This is a genomic window from Arthrobacter sp. P1_D12 (assembly GCF_056406175.1).
This window is the reverse complement of the sequence record NZ_JBFUAR010000014.1, coordinates 30,801-47,690: the sequence shown is the minus strand read 5'-3', so window position 1 is coordinate 47,690 and position 16,890 is coordinate 30,801. Positions and strand designations below refer to the sequence as shown.

Genomic DNA, 16,890 nt, shown 5'->3' with positions numbered 1-16,890 from the left:
ACAGCTGTTACTTACCTTGCTGTAGCAGTATATGATTGATGCATGGATTGGTTGGTTCTTGTTGTCCGGTTGACTGGTGAGACCTCACGGACGAGAGTCGGTGTGTGGCGGGAGCTCCGGAGGATCGGTGCTGCGCCAGTGGCCTCGGGGGTATGGACCGTTCCAGACACGCCGTTCTTCTCGGAGGCCGTGCCTAGGGTCGTGGAGCTGGCCGGCCGCGGAACCGGCAGTGTCCTCGTCCTGCCAACGCCGGGTAGCGGCGATGCGGGAGTGGAAGGCCTGCGCTCGGCATTCAAGGAGCTGAGGTTGGATGAGTGGAAGGAATTCACCGGCGATTGCGGGGCGTTCGAGGACGAAATCGCCAAGGAAACCCGAAACGCCAAGTTCACTCTGGCGGAGCTGGAAGAGGAAGAGCAGAGCCTGGAGCGCCTGCGGCGCTGGTACCGTGATCTGAAAAGCCGTGACGTTCTGGAACTGCCGGAAGCGCAGGCCGCCGACGAGCGGCTGCGCGAGTGTTCCGCTGTATTCGACGAGTACGCCGAGAAGGTCTACGCGACTCTGCATGCCCCGTCAGGCCATGGCCTGCCTGAGGCCGGGGAGTAGGGGCCGTGCAGTGGTGGCACGCGGCGCTGGGGATCCTGGCCGGGCTGGTAGCTGTCTACGCGGTTCTTCTGCTGGGGTTGTGGGTCTATGCGAGGTCCCATCCGGAGACGGTGGGTATGCGGGAAGCGTTGCGGTTGCTGCCGGATGTGTTGCGCGTGCTGAGGCGTTTGGCGGCCGACCCGGCGGTATCCCGCGGCGCCCGGATCAAGCTGTTCCTTTTGTTGGGATATCTGCTCTTGCCGCTGGATCTTGTCCCGGACTTCCTCCCGCTGATTGGCTATGCCGATGACGTGATCGTCATGGCCTTGGTTCTTCGTTCCGTGATCCGCTCCGCAGGCCCGGAGTCTTTGCGGCGGCATTGGCCGGGCACCCCGGCCGGGCTTGCCGTCATCGAACGGCTGGCCGGCCTGCCGGCACCCATCGCCGGAAACGCCGGGGGCGCCGGGAAAGAGGGCACGGATGCTGCCTGAAATCTTGACGCGCCCTGAGATCGCGCGCCTGAGACGTCGCGGGTTCATCCTTGAGGGCATCACGCTGGGCTGGAACGTCGTCGGAGTGGCAGTTCTTGCCGTCGCTTCCATCACGGCCGGATCGGTGGCGCTGGCCGGCTTCGGCCTGGACAGCCTGATCGAGATCGGTGCCAGCACCGTGGTGATCTGGGAACTCGCCGGGGCCGGGGAACGGCGTCAACGGTTCGCGTTGAGGCTGATCGCCGGGGCGTTCGTTGCCCTGGCTCTCTATCTGCTCGTCCAGTCCGGACTCGCCTTGGCAGCAGGGCACCACGCACGGCCGAGCCCCACCGGAATTATCTGGACGGCTGTCACGGCAGTGGTCATGTTCGCCCTCTCAGCCGGAAAGGCCCGCACGGGCAAGGCGCTGGGCAATCCCGTTCTCATAGCAGAGGGCAAGGTGACGTTTATCGACGGTCTTCTGGCAGCCGCCGTGCTGGCCGGCATCTTGCTGGACACCTTTGCCGGTTGGTGGTGGGCCGACCCCGTGACCGGTATGGTCATCGTCTACTACGCGGTCCGCGAAGCCGTGGCCATCTTCCGCCACGATCACTGATCGTTCGGAAACAGCCACCTGGGTGGCTTAGGCTTTCCGTATGGGACTAATAATCACACTACTTATTATTTGGCTTATTCTTTCGATCCTGGGCTTCGCCGTGAAGGGCCTGCTCTGGTTGGCCATCATCGGCCTGGTGCTCCTGGTGGCTACGGCTGTATGGGGCTGGGTGAAGCGAAAGGCCAAGGCCTGATGCAACCCCGATCTTCATTCGGCGGCGGTCGGTCCTCTTCAGGACCGGTCGCCGTTTTCGTGAAATTCGCGAAGTCAATGTGCCAACTGAAGGTCCAGAGGAGGGAGACGGATAACCAGCTCGGCTCTTGAGTGAGTAGGCTTTCTGCCGGATAGGGAGTGCACCTGTCCGTCGAGGTCCGGCGCGCCGCTACGAGCTGGTGCTGGATGCCAGTACGCCCAGGCCGAGCGCGGCGATCATGCCGCTGCTGCCGCGTTCGAGCCAACTGCTGACCCGGGGGCGCTGCAGCCAGGCCATTGCCTTCGCTGCCGCGACGGCTACAGCCGCCAGGTAGAGGAATCCAATGGCGCTCTCGATGGCACCGAGCACCATGGCGGTGTCCAGCGTGTTGCCGCCGTGTGGAATGAACTGCGGCACGACGGCGAGGTAGAACAGGCCGACCTTGGGGTTGAGCAGTGTGGAGAACGCGCCGGCACCGAAGCCGGTCCTTCGGCTGTAGCTCCGCCGGGGAGCGTGCCCGGCCGCCGGGGAGGCAGTTGTGCGGCGCGCCCGGATCAGCGACGAGATTCCCAGATACAGCAAGTACAACCCGCCTGCGATCTTCAGCCAACGGAACACTTCCGCCGAGTCCTCCAGCACGGCGGCGAGCCCCACTCCCACCAGCGCGGCCCAGACCAGGGATGCCAGAGCTGAGCCCAGCGCCGCCGCCAGGCCGGCCCCGGCACTTTGCAGCGAGATCCTCAGCACCAGGAAGGTATCCGGGCCGGGGGTGACGGAAAGCAGCAGGCACAGCCCGGCAAAGGCCAGGAGGGTCACGACGGTCATGGGCACCATTGTCCTTTCGCTGGCAGCCCGACTGCAATCCGTCGCGATGGTTTGCTGCTTGCCGGGCATTGCATGACGCCGGTTGGGCGCCGCGGACGCATCGCCTTGCCCTTGTTCGGCGGAGCCATGACACAGGGATTCCGTCCGCATGCGGGCGCCACTACCCACTAGGTTTTGTCGTCTGATGCCTCGCGCACGCGCATGAGCCAGTCGGCGACAAGGGCTCGCACGAGGTTGGGTTGCTCATGGATCAAGGCGTGGCCGGCGCGGTCGAGGACGGCCAACGTAGCGCGTGGGTAGTGCAGGATCAGCTCCGAGGGTCCTGTGTGCCCGGCGGTGGCATCCTGTCGCCCGGCAACGACCAACACCGGATGAGGATAGGCTTTCGCGGCTTCCGGCCGATCCCGCAATTCCCAGTGCGAAAAGATCCGCATCAGGCTCGACTCGTCAGCCAGGGACGTTGCGGGAGCCACATACTCCTGGAACCGGCGCAGCGTTTCACGCGTCTGCACAACGAAGTAGCTGCGGTAAGTGGCCTCGAGATCCGAGTCGAGTGCACCGGTCAGATCGACCGACGAAACGAGGACCTCGTGCTGAGGCACGTCGCGCGTCTGCGGGCCAACAGGGCAGATCAGCGCCAGCCCGACGGCCTGATCAGGTCGCAGATTCGCAATCGCACGGGCCAGGTAGCCGCCGTAGGACTGACCCACGATGAGAAACGGTTCATCACCAATAGTGCTGGCGATCAGGCCGAGCAGAATGTCCACGACGTCGTCATTGCTCGTGATCGTCTCGGGCGCCGGGGTCCGGCCCATCCCGGGCAGGTCCGGATACAGGCGCCGGTAGCCAGGAACGTCGTCGAAAATCGGTTCAAGGGCACTGGCGATCTCGCGATGATCCACACCGGCGCCGTGGAGAGCGAGAACCGGCGTGCCGCTGCCGAACTCGGCGTAATGCACAGGCACTCCGCTAACCGTGGTGTCCATCCCGCTATGGTAGAACGCGTCGCGGCGATACCCGCCATCATCGACGGCACCCGGGACCGCTCCGGGTAAAGCTGCGCTCCGGTGGGAGGATGATTTGATGACGCCAAGTGTGGACGTATTTCTGCGGGGGCCCCGAGGGCGCCGTCTGTGCCTCGAGCTGGCGATGCAGCTTGATCCGGAGGTCAAAACGGCGGTCTTCTGGTTGGGATACGAACTTGATGGTGGACCGGGGACCTCGCGGGTCCTGCTGAGCGCTGCTGCCTCCCGGGAGGCAGCGACGCCGGCCTTTGCCGCGTCACCAGAACAGCTGGCTGCCAGGCTCGCCTCCCTGGACTTCACCGAACTTGACAGCGACCTGGTGCAGGCGGCCCTCGAGCGGTCAGTGGACACGGCAAGGTACTGGCAGGCACCCGATGGAGAGGACGTGCTCGCGGATCTCCCGAGTGTGACGGCGGCCCTGTCGCCCGTCGCGGAACAGGTCATGGCGCTGCCCGACAGCCAGTGGTTCTGGCAGCCTCGCCGGGCGGAGCAGTGGGCCATCGACTTGCGATCGACAAACGGCCAGGCACCGCTGCCGAAGAATCCGCGACAAACACTGGCTGGGTGGGGCCGAGACGAACGAGCCAGGGAACTGCGGGCCGCGCGCGAACGCCCGGGCGATCCTCGCGCCAACTGGTCAGGAACTTGGTGGTCGATCCCGCACGGGCTGCTCCACACCGTTGGGCAGGTCCCGGCCGCACTGAGCCTCGTGGAAGATTCCCTGGGGTGGGAGCAGGCGACCACGGTTCCGGTTCGGGGAGCGGGCCGGACTCTTGAGATCGGCACAGCAGAAGACTGGATAACGCTGTGCCGCAGGTTCCCAGTAGAGGTCACTGCATCCCGGCGACACGACTGGTTCCGCCTGACCGGACGCGACGGCCGATGGGTCATCCCGGATTGGGAACAAGTGGCAGGGGAGTGGGACGCCGCGCACCTCTCCGTCCTGGGTTACCTCAACGGCGCGACGCGCCCACTACAGGTCGACGCCGAAACGGCGACGGTCATCGCCGGATGGGCCCCGGACAGCACGATCTGGCTGACAGATGTCGCGCACGAAACGGGCGGCCCGCGGCAGGCATGGCACCGCGCCTCGCACGGAGACCCCTGGACTCTCGCGCCGTAACAGTCGAATGCCGAGTGGTTTCGGGCATCACCGCCAGATTTCGGCGACCAGTTCCGCGAGGGCTCTGCCCTGGCTGTAACCAGCTCGAGCCGCGGGCGGACGCAGGGACAGATCCATCGCGTTGGCGCCGAACATGTGCTCGGCGGCGCTATCCGGGAAGATTGTTTGGACCCTGCTGCCACCGGCGCGCAGTTCGTCGATTTGGGCGGCGAGATCCATGCCCCACTCGAGCGGCATCCGCGTCCTGCCGCCGAAGGGCGACAGCACCAGCACCCGCCCGTATCCAGCGGCCAGGTCGGCGTTCTCACTGCGTCGATAGCCGCCGTTGATGTACCGGCTCCCGCCGATGCGGTAGCCGTTGCTGGTGCTGGCGGCGACGGCGTCCACCAGATCGATTCCGCTGTGGCGGTCGAACACGACCGGGTCCCCGGTATCCGCATCAACAGCCGTGATCAGCACGGGCTGTTGCGGCCAGTGCCGGCTGGGAAGCCGGGCCGCGACGATGTCGCGCCAGCGCAGCTGGGCAGAGCCGTCGGAAGCTTCCATCTCGAGTGCCGCGGCGCCCATCCTGCGGCGCATGTCGGAGGCATCCGCAGCAGAACCAATGATTCCGTTGGACCACTCCAGGTAGGTTTGTCCCGAGATATTCGGAGCGCGTCCCCTGTCCGGTCCGGAGTGGCCGGCTTGTGGCCGAGGCACTTCGGCTTGGATGGCGGCATACAGTTCGGCCGGCCGTGTCCCGCTGGTGATCTGGGCAGCCACTGTCGATCCTGCCGATGTCCCGATGATGAGGTCGGCCTCGGTGACATCGATGCCGGCATCGGACAGGCCGGCGATGAGACCGAGCTCCCACGCATTGCCTGCCGCTCCGGCGCCGGCGAGCACCAAGGCCCGCTTGTGTGAGTTGCCGCTCTGTCGTGCGGCGTAGGCCTGTTGGCCGCAAACGGGCCAATTTCCGGGCTGTGGTGTCCGCGTCACTGCAATGGCGCCGGAAGTGGTCGTCGAACGGATGCGCGGAGTTGAAGAGGGTGTTGTTTTCATGGGAGTCGCCTTTCGCGAATTTGCCTTGCGGCACTCCCGGAGACGACTACTGCAGTCGCGCGACCGTGGACTTCGGGGGAGCGCCCATTACGGATACTGCGTTCATGGGTCCCACCTCCTGAAGATTGATCACGATCACCGGAAAGCTATCACGCCGGCAAGGCGGGGCACAACGGGCATCAAGCCGCCAGAGCGAGCACCGGCTGAGTCGCCACACGCACAGTCAGCAAGTCTTGCCGGCGTAAGCGCGAAGTGCTCACCACCCGGCCGTGCCCGGGCCGCCCTTGAAAGGACCGACGATCTGCGTGGTGATCCAACCGCCGTAGAAGTCACCTTCCTGGAAGGTCACCTGCTCGCCGTTGACTTGGCAGGAGTCCATGTGAGCCGGGTAGAGGGCCACTCGGGTGCTGAGCGCCCCGAAACCCCGGGTGGGTTCGGGGTAGGTCCACCCGCCACGGGGAACGACGACGCCGCCGGCAACGACGTCGAAGTAGTGCGCTTCTCCCTTGAACTCGCAGAAGCTGATGCCCCCGACCGGGATGAGTACACCGGCAGGGAATGAGTCCAACGGCAAGTAGTAGACAGGCGGGTGACTTGTCTCCAGGACGCGCACTGCATCGGTGGTGTCGGCAATCACCTGCCCGCCAAGCCGCACGGTAACCCGTTCGGATCGGGGCTCGACCCTCGGCGGCCGCGGGTAGTCCCACACCGATTCTTGACCCGCCTTGGGTTTGATGGGCTGGGGACGCCGGAAAAGGCCGGAAGAACCGTGTGCAGGAGTCATGTCCCCATGTTGCCATCTTCTGCTGGGATCCCACCGTGAGCGCGACGCATCCGTGCGATCGCGCATACGCTGACCGCGAGCCGGCCGCTAGTCGCCGGCGGCTTCGCGGCCGCGGCGCACGATCAGCCGGTCGGGGCTGTGGACCACGGATGTGTCCTTGTCCTCGTAGTCGAACTGGTTGAGGAAGTAGCGCATGGCGTTGATCCGACCCCGCTTCTTGTCATTGAACTTGATGGTGATCCACGGCGCATGGTCCGTGTCGGTCCGCAGGAACGTCTCCTCCTTGGCGGCCGTGTACTCCTCCCACCGGTCCAGGGAGGCGAGATCGATGGGCGAGAGTTTCCAGCGCCGCACCGGGTCGATCTGCCGGATCGCAAAACGGGTGCGCTGCTCGTGGCGGGTCACCGAGAACCAGAACTTGGTCAGGTGGATCCCGGAGTCCACCAGCATCCGCTCGAAGAGCGGGGCCTGAACCATAAAGGTGTCGAACTCCTGCTCCGTGCAGAAGCCCATGACCCGCTCCACATTTGCACGGTTGTACCAGGAGCGGTCGAACATCACGATCTCCCCGGCCGTGGGCAGGTGCTGGATGTAGCGCTGGAAATACCACTGGCCCAGTTCACGGTCAGAGGGTTTACTCAATGCCACTGCCCGGGCCGAGCGGGGATTCAGGTGCTCAGTGAACCGCTTGATTGTTCCGCCCTTGCCGGCCGCATCCCGGCCCTCGAAGACGATCACGTGCCGGAGGTCCTGGTCCTGGCCCCAGTACTGGAACTTCAGCAGTTCAACCTGCAGCCGGTATTTCTCCAGCTCGTACTCTTCGCGGGACATCCGTTGCTCGTAGGGGTAGTCTTCCCGCCACGTCTGCACGGCCGAGCCGCCGGGGTGAATCAGTTCCGGATCTTCGCCTTGCCCCCCACGCACCGTGTACCCCATCTCCACCAGATGGTCGATGGCCTCACGCAGGTTTTCCCGGAGCCAGCCCTGGTCCTCGGGTGTCCACGTCCTGTCCGCCGGCGTCATCCCGGCCTCCTTCCGGCCCCCTCGAACCAGCTGCCGGACTTCCAGATGCCGGCGGTGTTCGATGCTCAACTGCGTTCATAGAATGCGACCAGCCTAAGCCGACAAGTGGAGCTCACGATAGGGACGGGCTGGGGGATACTTTGCGTCACCTGACCCGCCGGCCGGGCCTACCTACCCGTGGGTGCCGGTGGGGCCGGTTCGATGCTTCGCTTCAGAAGAGCGTGATGCCGGTGAGTTCGGCGAGTTTGTCGGTGAGCTTGTCCTGGAAATCAGCGTCGGTGACCTCCGGAGCCGGCTTCCGCGGCCGGCGGTGATGCCAGTACATTCCGGAGACCTGGACGGCGGGGTCAGGGCTGACGGCGAGCCAGCCCTGGGTGTCCTGGCCCATGGCGAGGTCGTCGGGGGCGCCGGCGCCGCCCATCTTGGTGGGCACCCAGCCGGGGTCAACGGAGTTGCTGAGCACGTCGGTCCACTGCCGGGCGACGGCAGCGGAGAGCGCGGAAACGTAGAGCTTGCTCTCGGAGTAGGCCGCGCTGGCGTCCCAGCGCCGTCGGGTCCAATCGATGTCCTGGAGGTTGCTGCTGGCCGCGCGGTGCATCCCGCTGCTGAGGTAGATCAGCCGGTGCGGCCGCTCGATCAGCGCGGTGAGAATGTAGGGCGCCAGAACGTTGACGGCCAGGGTGCGGGAGTGTCCCTCCGGGGTCGCGACTCGCCCCGGCGAGAGGTAGACGCCTGCGTTATGGATGACGGCGTCCATCCGCCCGTAAGCGTTCACCTGCGCCGCCAGTTCCCGGGTTTCGGAGGCCCTGCTGAGGTCACCGATCACTATGCCGATGGCAAGCGGCGCGAGTTCTTCGAGGGAGGCGGCGCGTTCCCTGGAGCGGGCGTGCAGCAGGACCTCGTCGCCGCCGTTCAGGAGCGTCCGGGCGGTGGCGAGGCCAAGTCCGTCGGTAGAGCCGGTGATGAAAATGCGAGCCATGACGATGGTCCTTTCTTCACCGTTACCTTCCAGAAGCCGCGCATCATTCTGGTTTGATGCGCCCTGGTGGAACATCAGGGGGACGTGTTCGTGCTTGCCACTTGATGGCTTCAGCTACGGACGGGTCACACTCAAGAATGAACGCCCTGCGCCTTCATCTAGGCGGATTCGAGAACGTTCTTGAGATTGGTCAACTGAGCGACCTCGGCATTCATGGTGCGGACAATCACCGGGCCCACGAGCTTCATGAGTCCCTTGGGCTCCAGGTCCAGGCTGAAACGAACAGTCGTTCCGCCCGGCGCTTCACTGAGCCGGTACGCACCGGCCGGACGGGCCGGACCGGCCACCACCTGGAAGCCCAGGAGCTTTCCGGGGTCCGCCGCGGTGATTTCGTAGTCCCCGACGATCGGCCGGCCCCCGGGGCCCGAGAGAGTCTGGCTGTACACGGCACCGAGGTCCCCGGGTGTTCCACTCTTCAGTGTTATGTCCTGAACCCCGGAGCGCCATGCGCGGTTATTCAGCCCATCCGCGAGGAACGCATAGACGTCCTCCGGAGATCGGTTGATGGTGGTCTCGTTCTCGGCGTGAGCCATTGCTACCCCTACAGGTTTTAGTCCGGACGCGTCCAGGCCGGTCGATCGATGTTGTCCATAGTCCGTCGTGCGCCGGTATTTAGCGGATTGCTTCTTCAGGCTCTTCAGCCATGGGGCTCAGGGTCATCCGGGTGGTGACCAGGAGAGATCCGAGCAGGGATCGGGCGGCCGCGAGCAGGACATTAACCTCAGGGCTGGCCAGTTCATAGAACAACCTGCCCTCGCGCCGTGAGGGGACAATCAGGCGCTGGCGGCGGAGAATGCTCAAATGTTGGGAGAGGTTCGACGGCTCAAGGCCCGTGTTGTCGCGTAGCCGGCTTACGGCAACTGGTCCGTCGGCGAGCATTTCCAGCAACTGGATTCGGGCAGGGTGGCCCATGGCCTTGAACAGTTCTGCCTTCACATCGGTCTGGACCGGACTTGCAGGAAGATCATCCGGCATCGGGGCCTCCCTCCTTCACATTCAACTATTCTGAACCGCGCGTCTGTGCAGACCCCGGCGACAGGAAAACTAGCACAAGCAAGACAGAAAAGTCTGTCTTGCACACCCATGATTTGGTCAGCCCGCTTACATATCGTAGCGCCGGACCGCTGCAGTGTCGTCGCCGCCGCCGGACAGGGTGGTACCTCTTGCGCAGGTGAGTTGCATAGTTCAGACTTTCATGAATTCATCAATTCGATTCGGCCGGTACAAGTGACTGGCATTCGGGTGGAATCAGGCTGTTCCCGGTGACAACGGCGTCGCCGGGAACCTTCGGGTCCCGGCTTCCAGGAGGGTTCTATGACAGGCATGTTCGAACTGTTCACCGATTCCGAAACGTCCTACCGATTTCGACTTACGGCCCCGGACGGGACCGTCATGGCCCTCTCCAGGCCCTTTCCAGACCTGCCGGCGGCGGTGGCCGGGATCGCAGCAGTACGGGAGTATGCCGGTATGGGGCTGGTCTCGGAAATTTCGGCACCGCGGGTTGACGCGCTGCTCCAGTCCGTGGCCGAGGGCATTCCCGTGGACCCCAGCGCGCAGAGGCGCGGAGTTCACGAGGCGCACGTGAAGGGCCAGCGCGCCCGGGCGAGACCGGCCCGTGGCGGGGCGCCCAGGTCTCCTGAAGGGCCGCCGCGCCTCCGCATCCCGTCCGCAGCGCGCTTCTTGGGCCGACTCGCAGGGACCCGGAACCAGCGGCTGATCGTGCGGTGGCGGCAGGCACTGGAGACGCGGACTGCGCAGGTTGGGCTCAGCTCGTGCTGACCGTGTCCCGGGGCAGGGCGCCCGCCGGCGGGCCGGGCGGGCAGGCCAGGCCATGACGGAGTTGAAGGCGTTGCAGGCCTATTCCAGCGCGCTGGCCCCCGAGGACTGCCTCGCCGGGACCTTTCGCTACGATGTGGCCTCGGGGGAGCTGCAGTGGTCCGAGCAGATTTACCAGATCCACGGCTATCACCGCGGCGAGGTGGTGCCCACTGTGGGTGTTCTTATGCAGCACGTGCATCCTGACGACCGGAAGCAGTGCAGGGAAATCTTTGAGGATGTGTGCCGTGGCGGAGGTTTTTTCGCCAATTATCACCGTCTATTCGACGCGCGCCGGCGTGAACGGCGAGTCCTGACGGCGGGGGAGGGCGTGCTGGACAGTGACGGGAAGCTGTTGTTCGTCGACGGGTTCATCCTGGACCTCACCAGAACAGTTCAGCTTGAAACGGACCGGTCCGCCCGCGAGGCCGTCGCCGGAGCCATCGGCACCCGAGGCCTTATCGAACAGGCCAAGGGCATCCTGATGGGAATACTCCATATCGGTTCCGACGACGCCTTCGAACGGCTTTCCGCCTACAGCCAGCACCACAACATCAAGTTGGCCCACACGGCTTCGGCCATCGTCCGGCTGGCCAACTGCACGCACGAATCCGCGACCCTCCGCAGCTTCGTCCACGCACTGGACGGTCGTTTCTCACAACGCCGCGATGGCGAACGGGTTCTGCATCCCTAGCTGGGGGTAAGGCGCCGGGCGGGTCCTCGGCCGGCCCGCCGGCGTCGTGTTAGCCGAAAGCGCCGGGGTGAATCCGGCGGAGACTGATAGCACACTCCGAGGCAGACCAGTCTGTTCGCCTCGGTCCGGTGTAAAATTTTTTCATCATGACTGTCAACGACGCCGAGGGTCCTACGCTGCTGCCCGCCACAGCCATGGCCGGACGCGACGAGCCGGTGGACCGTATCCTCGCCACTGCTTACGAGTTATTCTCCCGCCGCGGCATCCGCGACGTAGGGGTCAATGAGCTGATCAGCAATTCGGGGGTATCCAAGGCAACCTTCTACCGGCACTTTCCGTCCAAGGACGCCCTGGTGCTGGCCTTCCTGGAACTCCGCGACCAGGTGTGGACCGTGGACCTGATCGTGGCCGAGGCCAGCCGGCGGGGCAACACCCCCGAGGAGAAGCTGCTCGCCGTCTTTGACGTGTTCGGTGACTGGTTCCAGCGCGAGGATTTCGAGGCGTGCTCGTTTATCAATGTGCTGCTGGAAATGGGCGCCGGGCACCCGTTGGGCAAGGCGAGCATCGATTACCTCAGCCGCATCCGTGGGCACATCCAGGCACTGGCCGAGGAAGCCGGGCTGGACCGCCCCGAGGAATTTGCCCGGTCCTGGCACATCCTGATGAAAGGCTCCATCATTTCCGCCACCGAAGGGGACGCGCTGGCCTCCAAGCGCGCCCAGCAGATGGCGCGATGGCTCATCGAGCACCACCGGGGCCTTTAGCCGCTACGCCCGGGGATTCCCCGTCCCGGTTACCGGCATCTCTTAAACCCCGTACGCGCCATAGCGCCCTGACAAACCACTCCGATAACAGGCCGGCCTGGTGGCTGCCCGCAAAGAGGGCCGGAACAGGTACTACCGACTCGACCCAGGGGGCATGGGCCGGCTGCGTGACCTTGTCGAACAGTTCTGGACCTACGAACTGGACCTGCTGGCATCAGATGCGTCCGCATTGGCCGCCCAACGCCACCGGCCTCCGCAACATCACACGATCAATTCCGATACTTCGCCTCAAGACAAGGGACCACTCTCATAACGTTCGATAAAACCATTCACCTCCCCGTCCGCGCCGACGAGGCCTTTGCGCTCATCACCGAGCCGGAACGGCTGCGCCGCTGGCAAACGGTGGCTGCCCGGGTTGTCCTTCGGATTGGCGGCGACTACCGCTGGACCGTCACTCCCGGCCACCACGCCGCCGGCACATTCCAGGAGATCGAGCCACTACCTTGACCGCCTGATCGCCGAGACCTCCTCCCCGGACGGCGCCGGTCCGGACGCATGGTCGGCTGCCCCGGACCCGATCGATCACCTCAGCTCCGCCGGGGCTTCGCTCGCCGTGCTCCTGGGCGTGCTGCGCAAGCTCACCCCGGAGGACCGTGAGAAAGCCACTCCCTGCGAAAATTTCACGGCCCACGAATTGCTGGAGCACCTGGCCGGTTCGCTGAAGCAGATCGGCGGTGCGCTGGGCGCGGACGTCAGCGACGACGCCGGGGCAGGTCCGGAAGTTCGCATCGCCGGACTCGCGCAGGCCACCCTGGAGGCGTTCAGCCGCCGCGGCTTCGAAGGCACCATCGACATGGGCTTCGCCGAGCTGCCCGCGACCGTCGTCGCCGGGATCGTCACCTCGAGCTGCTCGTCCACGCGTGGGACTTCGCGAAGGCCACCGGCCAGGAACTAGTAGTCTCCGACGTCGTCACGGATCACGTTGAGGCCCTGGCCCTGGTGACCATCTCGGACCAGGTCCGCGCCAGCGGCAGCTTCGCCGCTGTCCAGCCGGTCGCGGAGACTGCGAGCAGCCTGGAGCGCCTGATCGCATTCACCGGCCGGCCCGTCGCCGTCTGAAGTTTTCCAACCTAAGCCCGTCCAGACCGCCAGGAAAGCAGGAGCAACATGACCAAGTTCGTCTTCATCTACCACGCCCCGATGACCCCCGCCGAGGCCGCGCCGCCCGCGCCGGAGGACATGGCAGCCGCCATGGAACAGTGGAACAACTGGGCCGCCAAGGTCGGCAACGGCCTGATCGACTTTGGAACGCCCCTGGCCAACGGTGTCCGCGTTTCCGCCGGTGGAGCCACTGCGCCGAGCCAGCGTGACGTCGCCGGATACAGCATCATCGAAGCCGACAGCCTTGATGCGGCCGTGGAACTGGCCAAGGTGCATCCGCACCTGAACATGCCCGGCGGCTGCGAAATCGAGGTTCACGAGGCGCAGCAGATCCCCGGAATGTAAGCAGCGGCTCGGCCCGATGCTCAAGGCGTGTTCGCCGCAGCTTCACAGCAGCGGCGGACACGCCTTTGTTCGTCCTGCTGTTGCTCGTCCTGTTGTGCGCCTGGTCGTACTGGGCCCTGACCGCCGGTACCGCGCCTGGCCCGCAACATTCGGCCACATCTGCAGGAATCTTTCGTCCCCTGCACGACAGTGGCGCGGCGACGGCCCTTTCACACGCCGTCGCCGGGCGTCACCAAAACTTCACAGTGCCGGTCCGGTGGGGCGCGGCTGTGTCCCAGGATGGGCGCAAATGACCGCGTGAGTCTTGCCCTGTTACGGACTGCTTCCCGCTGCGTCCGATCGGGTACCGGGGGTGCGTCCATGGCTGTTTTCGTCGCCGGATTACGCGCGGTTTCCTCGGGTGTCGAGGCACCTGCGGAACGGATTCGACTCTGCTCTGATGGTGGGCACGGTCCGGTAGCCCCGGGCCGCACCATCGAATCCAGAAAGAATCCGCTATGAAAAACCGACACTTACCCGCAGGACTTTTCTCCACCTTGGGCGTTGCTGCCGCCGTGGCGGTCTCGCTGGTGGTCTCCGGTTGCGGCGGCCCTGCGAGCGCCCAGTCCCCTGCCGGAAATACCCCCGGGGCACCCGAAGTGACCGAACTCCGCTACGAGGGCTCGGCCAACAACGTGAGCCTGCCGGAGCTGGCCGAGGACCTCGGCTACCTCGGCGACGTCAAGCTGAACTGGGTGGGCAACACCACCAGCGGGCCGGCGAGCATCCAATCAGCCGCGACAGGAGCCACCGACTTCGGCGGCGCCTTCTCCGGCGCCGTGGTCAAGCTCATCGAAGCCGGCGCGCCGGTCACTGCGGTGATCAACTACTACGGCGAGGATGAGAAGACGTTCAACGGCTTCTACGTCACCCAGGACAGCCCGATCCGGACGCCGCGGGATCTGATCGGCAAGAAAGTCGCCGTCAACACCCTGGGCGCCCATGCGGACGCCGTGATCAACAGCTACCTGAAGAAGAACGGACTGTCGCAGGAGGAAATCCGGCAGGTACAGCTCGTCGTCGTTCCGCCCAACGACACCGAGGAGGCCATCCGCCGCGGCCAGGTCGACGTCGGGGCGCTCGGCGGAGTGCTGCAGGACAACGCTGTCGCCACGGGCGGCCTGCGGTCCCTGTTCAGCGACTTCGAACTCTTTGGAACCTTCGCCGGCGGCCAGTACGTCCTGCGCAAGGACTTCATCGAGAAAAACCCGGAAACCACGAAGATCTTCACCACCGGTGTGGCCAAGGCCATCGAATGGGAACGCACCACCCCCCGCGACGAGGTGATCGCGCGGTTTACGAACATCATCAACAAACGTCAGCGCTCCGAAAGCACCGCGGCGTTGAAGTACTGGAAGAGCGTCGGAGTCCCGTCCAAGGGGGCCATCAGCGACCAGGACTTCACCCGCTGGTCAGCATGGCTGAACGACACCGGCATCGTCAGCGGCGGGATCACCCCGTCCAAGTACTACACCAACGATTTCAACGGACTGCTGAACGGGGCGGCATCATGACCCGCGGTGCCGGACCGACGCCGAAAATCAGCCTCCGCAACGTCGGGAAACAGTTCACCGTCCGGCCCAGCAAGGACCAGCCCGAGGGCTCCACCCTGACGGCGCTGGAGGGCATCACCCTGGACGTCGCCGCGGGCGAGTTCATTACTCTGGTCGGGCCGAGCGGCTCCGGCAAAACCACCCTCCTGGACCTCCTCGCCGGGCTCACCCGGCCGGACGCCGGCCAGGTGCTCGTGGACGGCAAGGAGGTGACAGGGCCCGGTCGCGACCGTGCAGTCGTCTTCCAGCAGTACGCCCTTTTCCCATGGCGCACCGCGGCCGCCAACGTCGCCTTCGGCCTCGAAGGAACCGGCAGCGACGGGCGCCGCCTGAGCCGGAGGGACCGTGCCGACACGGCCCGCCACTACCTTGAGCTCGTCGGCCTCTCCGGTTTCGAGGACCGGTATCCCCATGAGCTTTCCGGCGGCATGAAGCAGCGGGTTGCCATCGCCCGGAGCCTCGCGTACGAGCCGGACGTCCTGCTCATGGATGAACCGTTCGCAGCGCTGGATGCCCAGACCCGGGAACAGCTCCAGGAGGAACTCCTGCGCATCTGGCGCTCCACGGGCAAGACCATCATCTTCATCACCCACGGCATCGACGAGGCTGTGTACCTGGGCCAGCGGGTCGCCGTGCTCAGCTCCCGACCCGGCCGGCTCAAGCAGATTGTCGACATTGACCTGGGGGAGCGGAGCGGCGACCGGGACGTCCGCTCCGACGCCGTCTTCATCGAACACCGCCACAAAGTCTGGTCGCTGCTGCACGACGAGGTCCGGAAAGCCCAGGAAGCCGGGCATGCCAAGATCCGGCCCGACGGGTCCGCGCCCGACGAGGCACCGCAGCTCAGCAAGAGACAGCCCAGCAAGGGACAGCTCAGCAAGGGAAGGGCCGCCTGATGACCGCACCAACACTGACCAAAGACCTGACTGCACCCGCTACAGCCGCTACCGGGCGGCCCCCACAGCCCGCCGCAACCCGACGCCTTCCCGCCATGGCCCGTTCCGGAGCCCGCCGGGCAGCACGCGGGATCTGGGCCTCGGGCGCCATTGTGCTGTTCCTCCTGCTCTGGGAACTGGGCCCCACCTACCTCGCCACGGCCTCGACCAGGGTCTTCCTCCCGCCGCTGCACGAGGTCCTGGGGGCACTGGGATCACTCATCGCCAAGGGCCAACTGCAGAACCATCTGGCAGCCAGCCTGACCCGCTCCGCCAGCGGCTTCGGCATCGCCGTCGTCTTCGCCGTCGCCCTTGGCCTGCTGGTCGCCTGGTACCGGTCCCTTGACCGGTTCCTCAACCCACTGCTGGAGGTCTTCCGGAACACCGCGGCGCTGGCGCTGCTCCCGGTCTTCACCCTCCTGCTGGGGATCGGGGAGACCTCCAAAATCAGCATCGTGGCTTACGCCGCGTTCTTCCCCGTGCTGCTGAACACCATCGCCGGCGTCAGGACCGTCGACCCGCTGCTCGTCCGGGCCGCCCGCTCGCTGGGACTCTCCAACTTCCGGCTGTTCCTGAAGGTCATCCTTCCCTCGGCGGTGCCGACCATTTTCACCGGAATCCGGATGGCCGGAACGTCCTCGATCCTGGTGCTCATTGCGGCGGAGATGGTCGGTGCCAAGGCGGGCCTCGGGTACCTGATCGTCAACGCCCAGTCCAGTTTCCTGATCCCGGACATGTATGCCGGAATCCTCACCGTCTCGCTGCTCGGCCTGCTGGTCAACTACCTGCTGGTCGCCGTCGAACGGCACTTCTCCCGGTGGCGGACCGCCGTCGGATCCCAGTCGAACTAACCCCCGCAGACC

The 16,890-nt window shown here is 65.4% G+C and carries 22 protein-coding genes; 14 read left to right on the top strand and 8 right to left on the bottom strand.

The annotated features are described in order from the left end of the window. Nucleotides 1–42: 42 nt before the first annotated feature. Genes AC1DZV_RS11855 through AC1DZV_RS11840 form a run of 4 tightly spaced genes read left to right on the top strand, consistent with a single transcriptional unit; the run spans nucleotide 43 to nucleotide 1,861 of the window. Complete coding sequence (locus tag AC1DZV_RS11855) at nucleotides 43–603, top strand: Chromate resistance protein ChrB (RefSeq protein ID WP_476953780.1); 561 nt, start codon at nucleotides 43–45, stop codon at nucleotides 601–603. Nucleotides 604–608: 5 nt separating this feature from the next. Further along, on the top strand, nucleotides 609–1,073 hold the full coding sequence (locus AC1DZV_RS11850) for a DUF1232 domain-containing protein (RefSeq protein ID WP_243177468.1): 465 nt from the start codon (nucleotides 609–611) through the stop codon (nucleotides 1,071–1,073). Then, nucleotides 1,063–1,668 (top strand): cation efflux transmembrane domain-containing protein, encoded by a 606-nt coding sequence (locus AC1DZV_RS11845; RefSeq protein WP_476953779.1) that lies wholly within the window; start codon nucleotides 1,063–1,065, stop codon nucleotides 1,666–1,668. Before AC1DZV_RS11850 ends, AC1DZV_RS11845 begins: the two co-directional genes overlap by 11 nt. A gap of 40 nt (nucleotides 1,669–1,708) precedes the next feature. Next, entirely contained in the window at nucleotides 1,709–1,861 is a 153-nt protein-coding gene (locus AC1DZV_RS11840; protein WP_028276278.1) for an LPXTG cell wall anchor domain-containing protein, read from the top strand. A gap of 189 nt (nucleotides 1,862–2,050) precedes the next feature. On the opposite strand, the gene AC1DZV_RS11835 is transcribed toward AC1DZV_RS11840, so the two are convergent. Together AC1DZV_RS11835 and AC1DZV_RS11830 are read right to left on the bottom strand one after the other, a co-directional pair. Continuing rightward, nucleotides 2,051–2,686, bottom strand: coding sequence for a LysE family translocator (locus AC1DZV_RS11835; protein WP_476949498.1), 636 nt, complete (start codon nucleotides 2,684–2,686; stop codon nucleotides 2,051–2,053). A 167-nt stretch (nucleotides 2,687–2,853) separates the two neighbouring features. Beyond that, a complete protein-coding gene (locus tag AC1DZV_RS11830) occupies nucleotides 2,854–3,672 on the bottom strand; it encodes an alpha/beta fold hydrolase (RefSeq protein WP_476953778.1) in 819 nt (272 codons plus the stop codon). A gap of 97 nt (nucleotides 3,673–3,769) precedes the next feature. Here AC1DZV_RS11830 and AC1DZV_RS11825 point away from each other — a divergent pair, with 97 nt between their 5' ends. Further along, entirely contained in the window at nucleotides 3,770–4,834 is a 1,065-nt protein-coding gene (locus AC1DZV_RS11825) for a hypothetical protein (protein ID WP_476953777.1), read from the top strand. A gap of 27 nt (nucleotides 4,835–4,861) precedes the next feature. Here AC1DZV_RS11825 and AC1DZV_RS11820 read toward each other — a convergent pair whose 3' ends face one another. The 6 genes from AC1DZV_RS11820 to AC1DZV_RS11795 all read right to left on the bottom strand — a co-directional run bounded on the left by AC1DZV_RS11820 (nucleotide 4,862) and on the right by AC1DZV_RS11795 (nucleotide 9,696). Next, nucleotides 4,862–5,875, bottom strand: coding sequence for a patatin-like phospholipase family protein (locus AC1DZV_RS11820; RefSeq protein WP_476953776.1), 1,014 nt, complete (start codon nucleotides 5,873–5,875; stop codon nucleotides 4,862–4,864). 256 nt (nucleotides 5,876–6,131) lie between these two features. Further along, nucleotides 6,132–6,659: a DUF427 domain-containing protein gene (locus tag AC1DZV_RS11815; protein ID WP_476949502.1), complete on the bottom strand. Its 528-nt coding sequence runs from the start codon at nucleotides 6,657–6,659 to the stop codon at nucleotides 6,132–6,134. 87 nt (nucleotides 6,660–6,746) lie between these two features. Continuing rightward, complete coding sequence (gene ppk2, locus AC1DZV_RS11810) at nucleotides 6,747–7,682, bottom strand: polyphosphate kinase 2 (protein ID WP_476953775.1); 936 nt, start codon at nucleotides 7,680–7,682, stop codon at nucleotides 6,747–6,749. Between the two features lie 211 nt (nucleotides 7,683–7,893). Then, on the bottom strand, nucleotides 7,894–8,661 hold the full coding sequence (locus AC1DZV_RS11805) for an SDR family NAD(P)-dependent oxidoreductase (protein ID WP_476953774.1): 768 nt from the start codon (nucleotides 8,659–8,661) through the stop codon (nucleotides 7,894–7,896). Nucleotides 8,662–8,819: 158 nt separating this feature from the next. Then, nucleotides 8,820–9,254 carry an SRPBCC family protein gene (locus AC1DZV_RS11800; protein WP_028276285.1) on the bottom strand — a complete coding sequence of 145 codons (435 nt, stop codon included), beginning with the start codon at nucleotides 9,252–9,254 and terminating at the stop codon, nucleotides 8,820–8,822. 79 nt (nucleotides 9,255–9,333) lie between these two features. Continuing rightward, nucleotides 9,334–9,696, bottom strand: a complete 363-nt coding sequence (locus AC1DZV_RS11795) for an ArsR/SmtB family transcription factor (protein WP_028276286.1) — start codon at nucleotides 9,694–9,696, stop codon at nucleotides 9,334–9,336. A gap of 339 nt (nucleotides 9,697–10,035) precedes the next feature. Between AC1DZV_RS11795 and AC1DZV_RS11790 the strand changes: the two genes are divergently transcribed. From AC1DZV_RS11790 to AC1DZV_RS11750, 9 genes are all read left to right on the top strand, one after another. After that, complete coding sequence (locus AC1DZV_RS11790) at nucleotides 10,036–10,500, top strand: YegP family protein (protein WP_476953773.1); 465 nt, start codon at nucleotides 10,036–10,038, stop codon at nucleotides 10,498–10,500. 52 nt (nucleotides 10,501–10,552) lie between these two features. Then, nucleotides 10,553–11,230 carry a PAS and ANTAR domain-containing protein gene (locus AC1DZV_RS11785; protein WP_476953772.1) on the top strand — a complete coding sequence of 226 codons (678 nt, stop codon included), beginning with the start codon at nucleotides 10,553–10,555 and terminating at the stop codon, nucleotides 11,228–11,230. A 146-nt stretch (nucleotides 11,231–11,376) separates the two neighbouring features. Further along, nucleotides 11,377–11,994 (top strand): TetR/AcrR family transcriptional regulator, encoded by a 618-nt coding sequence (locus AC1DZV_RS11780; protein WP_476953771.1) that lies wholly within the window; start codon nucleotides 11,377–11,379, stop codon nucleotides 11,992–11,994. 402 nt (nucleotides 11,995–12,396) lie between these two features. Continuing rightward, on the top strand, nucleotides 12,397–12,501 hold the full coding sequence (locus AC1DZV_RS11775; RefSeq protein ID WP_476949510.1) for a hypothetical protein: 105 nt from the start codon (nucleotides 12,397–12,399) through the stop codon (nucleotides 12,499–12,501). A 106-nt stretch (nucleotides 12,502–12,607) separates the two neighbouring features. Continuing rightward, nucleotides 12,608–12,949 (top strand): DinB family protein, encoded by a 342-nt coding sequence (locus tag AC1DZV_RS11770; RefSeq protein WP_476953770.1) that lies wholly within the window; start codon nucleotides 12,608–12,610, stop codon nucleotides 12,947–12,949. Between the two features lie 212 nt (nucleotides 12,950–13,161). Beyond that, nucleotides 13,162–13,500 carry a YciI family protein gene (locus AC1DZV_RS11765; RefSeq protein WP_476953769.1) on the top strand — a complete coding sequence of 113 codons (339 nt, stop codon included), beginning with the start codon at nucleotides 13,162–13,164 and terminating at the stop codon, nucleotides 13,498–13,500. Between the two features lie 497 nt (nucleotides 13,501–13,997). Further along, the gene (locus AC1DZV_RS11760; RefSeq protein WP_476949512.1) at nucleotides 13,998–15,053 is read left to right on the top strand and encodes an ABC transporter substrate-binding protein; all 1,056 of its coding nucleotides are present in this window, start codon (nucleotides 13,998–14,000) and stop codon (nucleotides 15,051–15,053) included. After that, nucleotides 15,050–15,988, top strand: a complete 939-nt coding sequence (locus tag AC1DZV_RS11755; RefSeq protein WP_476949513.1) for an ABC transporter ATP-binding protein — start codon at nucleotides 15,050–15,052, stop codon at nucleotides 15,986–15,988. The genes AC1DZV_RS11760 and AC1DZV_RS11755 overlap by 4 nt, the downstream gene beginning before the upstream one ends. Continuing rightward, nucleotides 15,988–16,878 (top strand): ABC transporter permease, encoded by an 891-nt coding sequence (locus AC1DZV_RS11750; RefSeq protein ID WP_476953768.1) that lies wholly within the window; start codon nucleotides 15,988–15,990, stop codon nucleotides 16,876–16,878. Before AC1DZV_RS11755 ends, AC1DZV_RS11750 begins: the two co-directional genes overlap by 1 nt. The last annotated feature ends 12 nt before the right edge of the window (nucleotides 16,879–16,890 follow it).

Excerpts from the sequence above, each read along its gene's own strand:
- AC1DZV_RS11855 (WP_476953780.1), top strand. The coding sequence starts at position 43 with ATGGATTGGTTGGTTCTTGTTGTCCGGTTGACTGGTGAGACCTCACGG.
- AC1DZV_RS11845 (WP_476953779.1), top strand. The coding sequence starts at position 1,063 with ATGCTGCCTGAAATCTTGACGCGCCCTGAGATCGCGCGCCTGAGACGT.
- AC1DZV_RS11840 (WP_028276278.1), top strand. The coding sequence starts at position 1,709 with ATGGGACTAATAATCACACTACTTATTATTTGGCTTATTCTTTCGATC.
- AC1DZV_RS11835 (WP_476949498.1), bottom strand. The coding sequence starts at position 2,686 with ATGACCGTCGTGACCCTCCTGGCCTTTGCCGGGCTGTGCCTGCTGCTT.
- AC1DZV_RS11830 (WP_476953778.1), bottom strand. The coding sequence starts at position 3,672 with ATGGACACCACGGTTAGCGGAGTGCCTGTGCATTACGCCGAGTTCGGC.
- AC1DZV_RS11825 (WP_476953777.1), top strand. The coding sequence starts at position 3,770 with ATGACGCCAAGTGTGGACGTATTTCTGCGGGGGCCCCGAGGGCGCCGT.
- AC1DZV_RS11820 (WP_476953776.1), bottom strand. The coding sequence starts at position 5,875 with ATGAAAACAACACCCTCTTCAACTCCGCGCATCCGTTCGACGACCACT.
- AC1DZV_RS11815 (WP_476949502.1), bottom strand. The coding sequence starts at position 6,659 with ATGACTCCTGCACACGGTTCTTCCGGCCTTTTCCGGCGTCCCCAGCCC.
- ppk2 (WP_476953775.1), bottom strand. The coding sequence starts at position 7,682 with ATGACGCCGGCGGACAGGACGTGGACACCCGAGGACCAGGGCTGGCTC.
- AC1DZV_RS11805 (WP_476953774.1), bottom strand. The coding sequence starts at position 8,661 with ATGGCTCGCATTTTCATCACCGGCTCTACCGACGGACTTGGCCTCGCC.
- AC1DZV_RS11800 (WP_028276285.1), bottom strand. The coding sequence starts at position 9,254 with ATGGCTCACGCCGAGAACGAGACCACCATCAACCGATCTCCGGAGGAC.
- AC1DZV_RS11795 (WP_028276286.1), bottom strand. The coding sequence starts at position 9,696 with ATGCCGGATGATCTTCCTGCAAGTCCGGTCCAGACCGATGTGAAGGCA.
- AC1DZV_RS11790 (WP_476953773.1), top strand. The coding sequence starts at position 10,036 with ATGACAGGCATGTTCGAACTGTTCACCGATTCCGAAACGTCCTACCGA.
- AC1DZV_RS11785 (WP_476953772.1), top strand. The coding sequence starts at position 10,553 with ATGACGGAGTTGAAGGCGTTGCAGGCCTATTCCAGCGCGCTGGCCCCC.
- AC1DZV_RS11780 (WP_476953771.1), top strand. The coding sequence starts at position 11,377 with ATGACTGTCAACGACGCCGAGGGTCCTACGCTGCTGCCCGCCACAGCC.
- AC1DZV_RS11765 (WP_476953769.1), top strand. The coding sequence starts at position 13,162 with ATGACCAAGTTCGTCTTCATCTACCACGCCCCGATGACCCCCGCCGAG.
- AC1DZV_RS11760 (WP_476949512.1), top strand. The coding sequence starts at position 13,998 with ATGAAAAACCGACACTTACCCGCAGGACTTTTCTCCACCTTGGGCGTT.
- AC1DZV_RS11755 (WP_476949513.1), top strand. The coding sequence starts at position 15,050 with ATGACCCGCGGTGCCGGACCGACGCCGAAAATCAGCCTCCGCAACGTC.
- AC1DZV_RS11750 (WP_476953768.1), top strand. The coding sequence starts at position 15,988 with ATGACCGCACCAACACTGACCAAAGACCTGACTGCACCCGCTACAGCC.